The organism is Pseudomonas sp. HP_12 (genome assembly GCF_055283955.1).
The window spans coordinates 50,185-59,095 of sequence record NZ_JBTOQG010000020.1 but is presented as its reverse complement, the minus strand read 5'-3'; the positions used below and the strand labels follow the sequence as shown (position 1 = coordinate 59,095).

Here is an 8,911-nt window from a genome sequence, read left to right as displayed (position 1 = left end):
TGATCACCCTCAATTCTGCGGTGTGACACCTGACGCTTTCCCGGCTGAAGCCGGTCCCACTAAAAGCACGCAGGGTGTCCGTAGGACTGGCTTTAGCCGGGAAGAGGCCTGAAGGGGCACCCTCAATTCTGCGGTGTGACACCTGATGCTTTCCCGGCTGAAGCCAGTCCCACTGAAAGCACGCAGGGTGTCCGTAGGACCGGCTTTAGCCGGGAAGAGGCCTGAAGGGGCACCCTCAATTCTGCGGTGTGACACCTGACGCTTTCCCGGCTGAAGCCGGTCCCACTGAAAGCACGCAGGGTGTCCGTAGGACTGGCTTTAGCCGGGAAGAGGCCTGTTTGGGCGCCCTCAATTCTGCGGTGTGACACCTGACGCTTTCCCGGCTGAAGCCGGTCCCACTAAAAGCACGCGGTGTGTCAGTGCCCCTTCAGGCAATCAGTTAGAACTCTTGCCTGCTCCGCGCACTCCCATGCAACAGAAGGTTACTCACTGACCACGCCAATCCGGGTCCCTGACCCGTTCGGGAGAAAAAATGGAAATCATGACGCCGTCGCTTGAGCTGTTGTTCGAACAATTGGGGCTGGAGTCCGATCAGGCCAGCATCGACGCGTTTGTCGCCGGGCATCATCTGCCGGAAGGTGTGAAAGTGTCCGAAGCCGAGTTCTGGTCGCCGCAACAAGGGGCGCTGCTGAAGGAAAAAATCCAGCTGGATGATGACTGGGCACCCATCGTCGATGAGCTGAACGTCTTGCTGCACACCCCGACCTGACCCGTCGCACGTGCAAAAAAATGGCGGCCTACCAAGGCCGCCATTTTTTTTGCCGGATTCGCCATCATCGCCACCCGTTGCTTCAATGCATTTCGCTCACTGTGGATAAGCAAGTTGACCAAGATTGGTGAACGTCTGCCGGCCATTGAGCGCAGGGGCATGCACGAACAACCCATCGACCAGCGCGTCGCGTCGGGCATTGTTCCAGTGGGCCGAGCGATGGATGTAGCGCCGATACAACAGCGTCTGCTCGGCGTCACTCAACGCACCGCCCTCCCCTTTGGCGTGGCTGATCAGCTTGGCGGCTATGGGCCGCAACTCCGGTGGCAGGCTTGTTTCCGCTGATTCTTTGATGGGCAGGAACGGCACGCCCTCGTCGCATGCGAGCGCGTGCATCAGCCGCAGGTAAACAAGGGCGAGGTGGTTGTAGACGCGTCGCTCCAGCTTCACCGTCGCCACCACTGTCTTGACCCCGCGTGAGCTGCTGGCGAACCGTTCGAAACATTCCACGCCCAGCGAGGCGCTGTCATCGGTGGGGTCGAGCAGACGCCCGGCGTCGAGAGTGGACAGCTCGGCGTGGACCTGCTGCCAGGCATCCGTCGTGTCATAAGGCGTGCTGACGCTGACCAGGCTGCGGCGAGGCCGGAACAGCGAGACTTTCTCCATTTCCTGGGGCTGATAGCCGCCACCGATGTCCGAATGGCTGCCGGGCAGTACGATTTCCTGGGGCCAGTCGGGCTTGACGCTGTTGAGCACGAAGTTGCGCCGATGCTCATCGCCGGCCACAAGGTGCAGCACCTGCTGCGCGCACCCGGGGGGCAAAAACAGATTGACCCGTTTGTTGACCGCATCCCGAACGCTGCCCAGATCGGAAATCCCGCCCACGGCGGCGACCGTGTCGAACAGGCCGATGACCTTCAACCGCACGCTGCCACTGGCCCATGAAAAGCTGTCCGAAAGCGGCAATTTGCGGGGGTCGAGCACGGGGTCCAGCGCGCCACGGGATTTTTTCAGCACTTCGTTGGCCAGATGCCGGGCCGACGCCGCTCCCCGACTGAAGCCAAACACGTCCAGCTCCAGCGCCCCGATGACACAACCCGGGTTGTCGCTTTCAAACGTGTGAAGTTCATCGGCGAGCTTTTTGATGCCACGCAACACTTTCGCCACCACGCCAGTGGTGCCGCGACCGAAGCCTTGGCCCGACAAGCGAGAATCGCGCCCGCCAGATGTTGTGCCAACGCCACTGACATACACCGCGCCATACACAAACAGGCCGTCTGCATTAACGATTGCCTTGCGCTGTTGTTTATATAACCCGGCCAGTCGCGCGATATTGGTCGGGCTGTTGCTGTAACTGCTGCCGGCGTCAGTGTGCCGACCGCCACATTCTTTTATATGCACGCCGCCGTAGACTTCCGCCATGGCCTGGCAGTCGGCGCCGATCTGGCTGTTCACCCGGTTATTGCCGGTCCCGTCGAAAAACACACCGAGGCGAACGGTGACCTGCTGCGCGCCGGCGCGGGAATCGGCCGACGCGTGACTGATAGTTGTTTTTGTCATTTGATTCATCCGTGAGTACTGACATGAGTCCCGAACAGGCGATTACATATTCGGACATATACTCACAGGATGATCGCAGTTAACGTTCCGTCAACCGATGGAACTGCACTTCAGACGCGTCCTACTTCAATATCGGACGGTTAAATAATTAAAGGGCCTAAGTCGTACAACTAACGCTCCCCGAAGAGCTGCAAGCTTCAAGCGGCAAGCCACAAGACGCCCGATCACTGATAACTGCTCTTCACTTGAAGCTTGCAGCTTGCAGCTTGGAGCTTGATCCTCAGCTTTTCTCCGGCCTATAACCCAGCCGCAGCCCGCCCCAATGTCGGCCCTTCACGACGATGGGCACGGAAAGATCGTGCATCAGTTCGCCGGTGTCGCGGGTGTAGGTCTGCAACAGCACCGGCTGCTGGTGACTGCCACAGCGAATGCCGGTGCGGTCGTCGAACTTGCGCTTGGTGCGGTTGTTCACCGCGTCGACCGCCGTATCACCCGTCAGCGGCCGGCTGAACACCTGATTGTGGGTCGGCACGTAACCCTGCTGCGTGCAGGCGATGGCGAAAACCAGACCCTCATGACGCGTCAGCAGCGGTTCCTGGATGGCCGGCAGCGTTTGATCGGTGTAGCGGTCGAAGCGCGTCTGGTACTTGGCCGGCGAGGTGTTGGGGATGGGCTGGTAAGTGCGGTCGAACAGATCGGTCAGGCTGACCCGGTCCTGATCGATGTCCTGCTCGAACGTCGCGGCGATCTGGCTGGCGCCTTCCCGGGCAAGATCATAAATGCGCTGGTGGTAATCATCCAGGCCGACCTGGGCCAGGCGCTCGCTGATGGTTTCCGCCTGCTCTTCCATCTGCAACGCCGACTGCGCCAGGCGCCGGGTCTGGTCATCGCTGATCGCAAGGTCGCTGCGCATTTGCTCGACAGCAACGAACAGTCTGCTCAATTGCTCCTGATTGGTCTGGGCGCCCCGCGCGATTTCACCCACCTGTTGCTCTACCCCAACCGCCAGCTGAGCGATGTTCGCCAGTTGCTGTCCGGTGGATTCGACCTGGGCGACGCCGCCACTCAGGTCGCCCGATAACTGCCGAATCTGCTCGACCACCTGACGGGTGCGCTGCTGAATATCGACGACCATCTCCCCCACTTCACTGGTCGCCGTCGCCGTGCGCCCGGCCAGCCCGCGCACTTCGTCGGCCACAACGGCAAAGCCACGGCCGTGTTCGCCGGCGCGCGCGGCTTCGATGGCGGCGTTCAGGGCGAGCAGGTTGGTCTGGCTGGCGATGGACTGAATCACTGCCGTGACACGCTGGATGTCTTCGCTGCGCTGGCTGAGGGCTTCGATGAGTTCACGGCTGCTGTCGGCCCGTTCGCTGAGTTGGTGCATCAGGCCGATGGATTCATTGAGGACGCTGAGCCCCGCGCCGCTGCTCTCCCGCGCCTGGCTGGCGGCGGTCAGCGCTTGCTGGCTAAGCGTGGAAGTGGCGCGCTCGGTGGCGATCATCACGTCGGCGCTGCTGACGATCTGCTCGGCCGCGTTGACCTGGGACTGCAGCTTGCCCGCCAGTTGCCTGACGGAAAACGCCACGGCCGCCGCAGACAGCGCATTGTGACTGGTGCTCCGGGACAGATCGCGGGTCAGACGGGTCATGCCGTCTTCGCCCGCTTCTTCCGCTGCCACCGGCGTTCGGCCGGCGAACAGCGACGGTAACAAAATTGGCAACCATAGGATCAACAGCCCAATGAGCAGGCACACGTAAACCGACACACCACCCCAGACCATCGCCGCGAACAGCAGACACAGCCCAAGGCTTTGCAGGCCGGGCGTCAGCCAGCGCGAACCGGCGGCGGTCCGCTTGTCGGGAGCCCCGTGAGCGGGTTGAGAGGGTGTTGCGGCGTGACGACCTTTCGCATCCATGTCCGGGACCTGCCCTGCTTTCATTATTGTGAAAGCATTAAACGCCCAAATAGCGGCCATGCGCCATGAGTCATTGGTGGTAGTCGGTCGGAATGTGCGGCGAAGGAAGGGGTTACGCAGTCAGCGCGTAAAGGGTACGCAATGGAACGGCTCGACCACCCGTTGCGGGCGGTCGAACCCGAGGGATCACGCCTGACGCTGGTGGCGGTCGATCTGCTCGTGACGTTCCTGAGCTTCGATGCAGTACTTGGTGGTCGGGCTGATCAGCAGGCGCTTGAGGCCAATGGGCTCGCCGCTGTCTTCGCACCAGCCAAAACTGTCGTCAGCGATACGGCTCAAAGCCATTTCCAGCTGTGGCAGCATGCGCTGATCGCGGTCAATCACGTTCACCAGCCAGTGGCGCTCTTCTTCCACGGAAGCGGCGTCGGCCGGGTCAGCCGGGGTGTCCAGGCTTTCGATCGCGATACGGCTCTGCTCGATGCGCTCGTGGATTTCGACTTTCATGGCTTGCAACAGGTCGACGAAGAACGCGTGCTGCTCGGCGTTCATGTAGTCATCGGCCGGCATCGCCAGCAACTTTTCCTTGGTCATTGATTTCTCTATAAAAAAACGTGCATTAAGGCGATCTCAAAGGTGCGCCTCAACCTGGCATTAAACGCGCCGTAGTCTCGAAGCGCCGCTTGGCACTCAATTTACGAGGGGCGGCAGTCTAAGGCCGGGTTCGGTACTCGGCAACATAATTGATCAGGATTCGTCCAACAAGGGTTTGAATACCCGGTGGCATTGGGTCGCGCCGGGGTTTGATCGCACCCTTCACCCGGCCCGGGCGTCCTCGAAACGAGGCAGATGGTGTCTGACCGACCGTGGCCTGATCGGTTCAAACCGATGAAAAACGAAAAGGGCCTGACAACAGGCCCTCTTTGATAACAGCTGAACGACTCAGCGCTTGAGCTTGCGCTTGTTGCGGTACTGATCGATGACCACGGCGATGACGATGATCAGGCCCTTGATGATGTCCTGCACGTAGGCATCGACGCCGACGAAGGTAAAGCCGCTGGCCATGACTCCGAGAATCAGCGCGCCGATGACCGTGCCGGTGATCCGCCCCACGCCACCGGCGAGGCTGGTGCCGCCGATCACCGCCGCCGCGATGGCGTCCAGCTCGTAGGAAACGCCCATCCCGGCCTGCCCCGTGGCCGCCCGCGCCGAGGCGACGACGCCCGCCAGCCCGGCCAGCAGACCGGCGATGCTGTAGACGATCACCAGATGACGCTTGACGTTGATCCCCGAGGTGCGCGCCGCTTGCATGTTGCCGCCGATGGCGTAGGTGTATTTGCCGTATTTGGTGTAACGCAGGGCGATGTGAAAGATCACCGCGACCACCAGAAAGATGATCACCGGCATGGCGCCCTGGCCGATCGCGGTGTAGGAATCATTGAGCATGCTCACTGGCTGACCGCCGGTGTAATAGCGCGCCAGGCCCCGCGCCGACACCATCATGCCCAGCGTGGCGATGAACGGCGGGATGCCGGTGATGGCGATAATGCTGCCGTTGATCGCCCCGGCGAGCAGACCCACCCCAAGCCCGGCGATGACCGGCGCCCACACCGGCAGGTCGGTCAGCGACGGAAACACCGCCCGGGTGTAGTCCGACGATTGCGCCAGGCTGGCGGCAATCATCGCCGACAGCGCCAGCACCGAGCCTGACGACAAGTCGATGCCGGTGGTGATGATGACCTGAGTCACGCCGATGGCCAGCAGGCCAATGATCGACACCTGCAGAATCATCAGCACCAGCCGCTGGGAATTCATCAGAAAGCTCTGATCGCGGACGATCCAGCCAAACAGCTCGAATATCAGGCCGATGCCGATCAGCACCAGAAAAATGCTCAGTTCAGTGGGCAGCCGGCGTTTGTGCTTGCGAGGCGCCAGCGCGGGTTTGTTTTCCAGCATCGCGTTCATCTTCATGTGTGCCTCTTGTTCTTGTTCGACCCAACCGGGGCATTGCCACTGGGGCGTGGCGCAGTGCTTGAATCGGCGCTTCTGTCGCCAGCGATCGTGTGAATGGGGATCAGTGAACAGGGTTCCCGGACGCCAGGTGCATGACCCGTTCCTGGGTGGCCTCGGCGCGGTCGAGGGTGCCCATCATTTCGCCTTCGTGCATGACCATGACCCGGTCGCTCATGCCCAGCACTTCCGGCAGTTCGGAAGAAATCATGATCACCGCCATGCCTTCGCTGGCGAGCAGGGAAATCAGCCGGTAAATCTCGGCCTTGGCGCCGACGTCGATGCCACGGGTCGGCTCATCGAGAATCAGCACCCGCGGGTTGGTCATCAGCCAGCGCGCCAGCAGGGCTTTCTGCTGATTGCCGCCGGACAGCGTGTCGATGCACTGCTCAAGGGACGGCGTCTTCACCCGCAGCTTTTTGCACATGTCTTCGCACAGCACGCGCAGGGCTTTCTGATGGACGAAACCGTTGCCGACGTAATGGGGCAGCACGGCCATTTCCATGTTTTCCAGCACCGACAGGCACGGAAACAGGCCGCTGAGCTTGCGGTCTTCGGTGAGCAGCGCAAAGCCTTTCTCGATGGCGAAGTGCGGGTCGCTGACACGGATCGGCGTGCCGTCGAGGAAAATGTCCCCGCGCGTGCTCGGGGTGATGCCGAAGATCGTTTCAGCGACGTTGGTGCGCCCCGATCCCATCAGCCCGGCGATGCCGAGTACTTCGCCCGCGTGCAGGTCGAACGACACACCCTCGAACACGCCGTCCAGCGCCAAGTCGCGGACGGACAACAGAAGCTTGCCGACGGGCTGGTCGCGTTCGGGAAACAGTTGGGTCAGTTCACGGCCGACCATCATGGAAATCAGGCTGTCGCCGTTCATGCTGTCGGCCCGCTGCAGGCCGATATAGGCGCCGTCGCGGAACACCGCCACTTCATCGGCGATGGCGAACACTTCATTCATCTTGTGGGTGATGTAGATGATGCCCTTACCCTGGGCGCGCAGGTCGGCAATGATCGAAAACAGGTGGGCCACTTCCGTCTCGGTGATGGCGGAGGTCGGCTCGTCCATGATCAAGACGTCGGAGTCGTAGGAAACGGCCTTGGCGATCTCGACCATCTGCCGTTCGGCGATGCTCAGGTTGCCGACCATTTCTTCCGGATCGAGGTTGATGCGCAGGCGTTCGAGCAATTCCGCCGTGCAGCGGTGCATCGCGCGGTGGTCGACCATGTGCAGGCCGTTGAGCTGCTCGCGGCCGATCCAGATGTTCTCGGCGATGCTCATGTGCGGCATCAGGTTGAGTTCCTGATGGATCATGGCGATGCCCGATTGCAGCGCCGCCAGCGGCGACTGGAACACCACCGGTTTGCCGCGCAGACGGATTTCACCGGTGTCGGGCTGGTAGATGCCGGCGATGATTTTCATCAGCGTGGACTTACCCGCGCCGTTCTCGCCCATCAGCGCCAGCACGCTGCCGGGCCGCACGCGCAGTTGCACGTTGTCCAGCGCCACCACCCCGGGAAAGCCCTTGCTGATGTTGGTGATTTCCAGCAGATACGGGTGCTCGGCGTCGCTCGCCATCCCGGAAGCGGAAGGACTGTTTGAAGCCGAAGCGGTTGCGGAAGCGAACATGGTCACAGGCTCCTCGAGTGACAGGGCGGCAGAGGCACGGCGGCGCTCTGCCGGGTGTCAGTCGGTGTGAGGTGAGCGGTTATTTGAAGGTGCTGACGTTGTCCGGGGTGATCAGCTTGAAGGGAATCACGATGGCCTGTTCGGGCAGCGTTTCCTTCTTCGCCAGCTTCACGGCCGCATCGATGGCGCCCTCGCCCTGCCCTTTGGCGTCCTGAAACACCGAGACCGAGAGGTCACCTTTCTTGACCGCGCTCAGGCCGTCCGGCGTGCCGTCGACACCGGCCACAAACACCTCACCTTTTTTGCCGGCCTGCTTCAGGGCCATGGCCGCACCGATGGCCATTTCGTCATTGTTGGAGATGACCGCCTTGAAGTCGCGGCCCTGGGTCAGCCAGTCATTGGTGACGTCCATGCCTTTCTGCCGCTGCCAGGCGCCGGTCTGCTCCTGGGTGACCTTGATGTTAGGGTAGTTTTTCAGCACTTCCTTGACCCCCGCCGTGCGATCGCGCGTCGAGTTGTTGGCCAGTTCACCGAGCAAGATGACGACGTTGCCCTTGCCGTTCATTTTCTTGGCCAGGTATTCCATCTGCATGCGCCCGGCTTCCTTGTCGTCGGAGGTCACGGAGGCAACGCCTGCTGGCAACTTCGGATCGTCCGGACGGCGGTTGACGTAGACCAGCGGAATGCCGGCATCCGTGGCAGCCTTGGTGATCTTCACGGTGGCTTCGGTGTCGACGGGGTTGACGATCAGTGCGTCGACCTTCTTGCCAATCAGCTCCTGCACCTGATCGAGCTGTTTGTTCACGTCATTGCGACCATCCACGAACTGCAGATCGACGCCGCCCATGGCTTTGACTTTCTTGTCCATGTCCTCGCGCATGTAGGTCAGGTACGTATCGTCGAACTGAGACATGGACACGCCGATCTTCAGGTCGGCCGCCAGGGTGGCGCCGCTGCTCAGCATCAGGGCCAGGGCGAGTGAGGTGAAACGGAGTGGGGTATTCATGAACGGTCTTTCTCCAGATTCTTGTTG

Annotated in this window: 7 protein-coding genes; 1 reads left to right on the top strand and 6 read right to left on the bottom strand. The window is 61.4% G+C overall.

From position 1 onward, the window contains the following. Positions 1-532: 532 nt before the first annotated feature. On the top strand, positions 533-769 hold the full coding sequence (locus tag ACYASU_RS14685) for a DUF2789 family protein (RefSeq protein WP_192174044.1): 237 nt from the start codon (positions 533-535) through the stop codon (positions 767-769). Positions 770-865: 96 nt separating this feature from the next. Here the strand turns inward: ACYASU_RS14685 and ACYASU_RS14680 are convergent, their stop codons facing one another. From ACYASU_RS14680 to ACYASU_RS14655, 6 genes are all read right to left on the bottom strand, one after another. After that, positions 866-2,329, bottom strand: coding sequence for a T6SS phospholipase effector Tle1-like catalytic domain-containing protein (locus tag ACYASU_RS14680; RefSeq protein ID WP_463583212.1), 1,464 nt, complete (start codon positions 2,327-2,329; stop codon positions 866-868). 280 nt (positions 2,330-2,609) lie between these two features. After that, the gene (locus tag ACYASU_RS14675; RefSeq protein ID WP_463583216.1) at positions 2,610-3,713 is read right to left on the bottom strand and encodes a methyl-accepting chemotaxis protein; all 1,104 of its coding nucleotides are present in this window, start codon (positions 3,711-3,713) and stop codon (positions 2,610-2,612) included. A gap of 717 nt (positions 3,714-4,430) precedes the next feature. Continuing rightward, on the bottom strand, positions 4,431-4,835 hold the full coding sequence (locus tag ACYASU_RS14670; RefSeq protein WP_122537744.1) for a TraR/DksA family transcriptional regulator: 405 nt from the start codon (positions 4,833-4,835) through the stop codon (positions 4,431-4,433). Positions 4,836-5,183: 348 nt separating this feature from the next. Continuing rightward, positions 5,184-6,206 carry an ABC transporter permease gene (locus tag ACYASU_RS14665; protein ID WP_192174120.1) on the bottom strand — a complete coding sequence of 341 codons (1,023 nt, stop codon included), beginning with the start codon at positions 6,204-6,206 and terminating at the stop codon, positions 5,184-5,186. A gap of 109 nt (positions 6,207-6,315) precedes the next feature. After that, positions 6,316-7,878: a sugar ABC transporter ATP-binding protein gene (locus tag ACYASU_RS14660; RefSeq protein WP_463583211.1), complete on the bottom strand. Its 1,563-nt coding sequence runs from the start codon at positions 7,876-7,878 to the stop codon at positions 6,316-6,318. 79 nt (positions 7,879-7,957) lie between these two features. Beyond that, positions 7,958-8,884 carry a sugar ABC transporter substrate-binding protein gene (locus ACYASU_RS14655; RefSeq protein ID WP_463583210.1) on the bottom strand — a complete coding sequence of 309 codons (927 nt, stop codon included), beginning with the start codon at positions 8,882-8,884 and terminating at the stop codon, positions 7,958-7,960. Positions 8,885-8,911 lie beyond the last annotated feature (27 nt).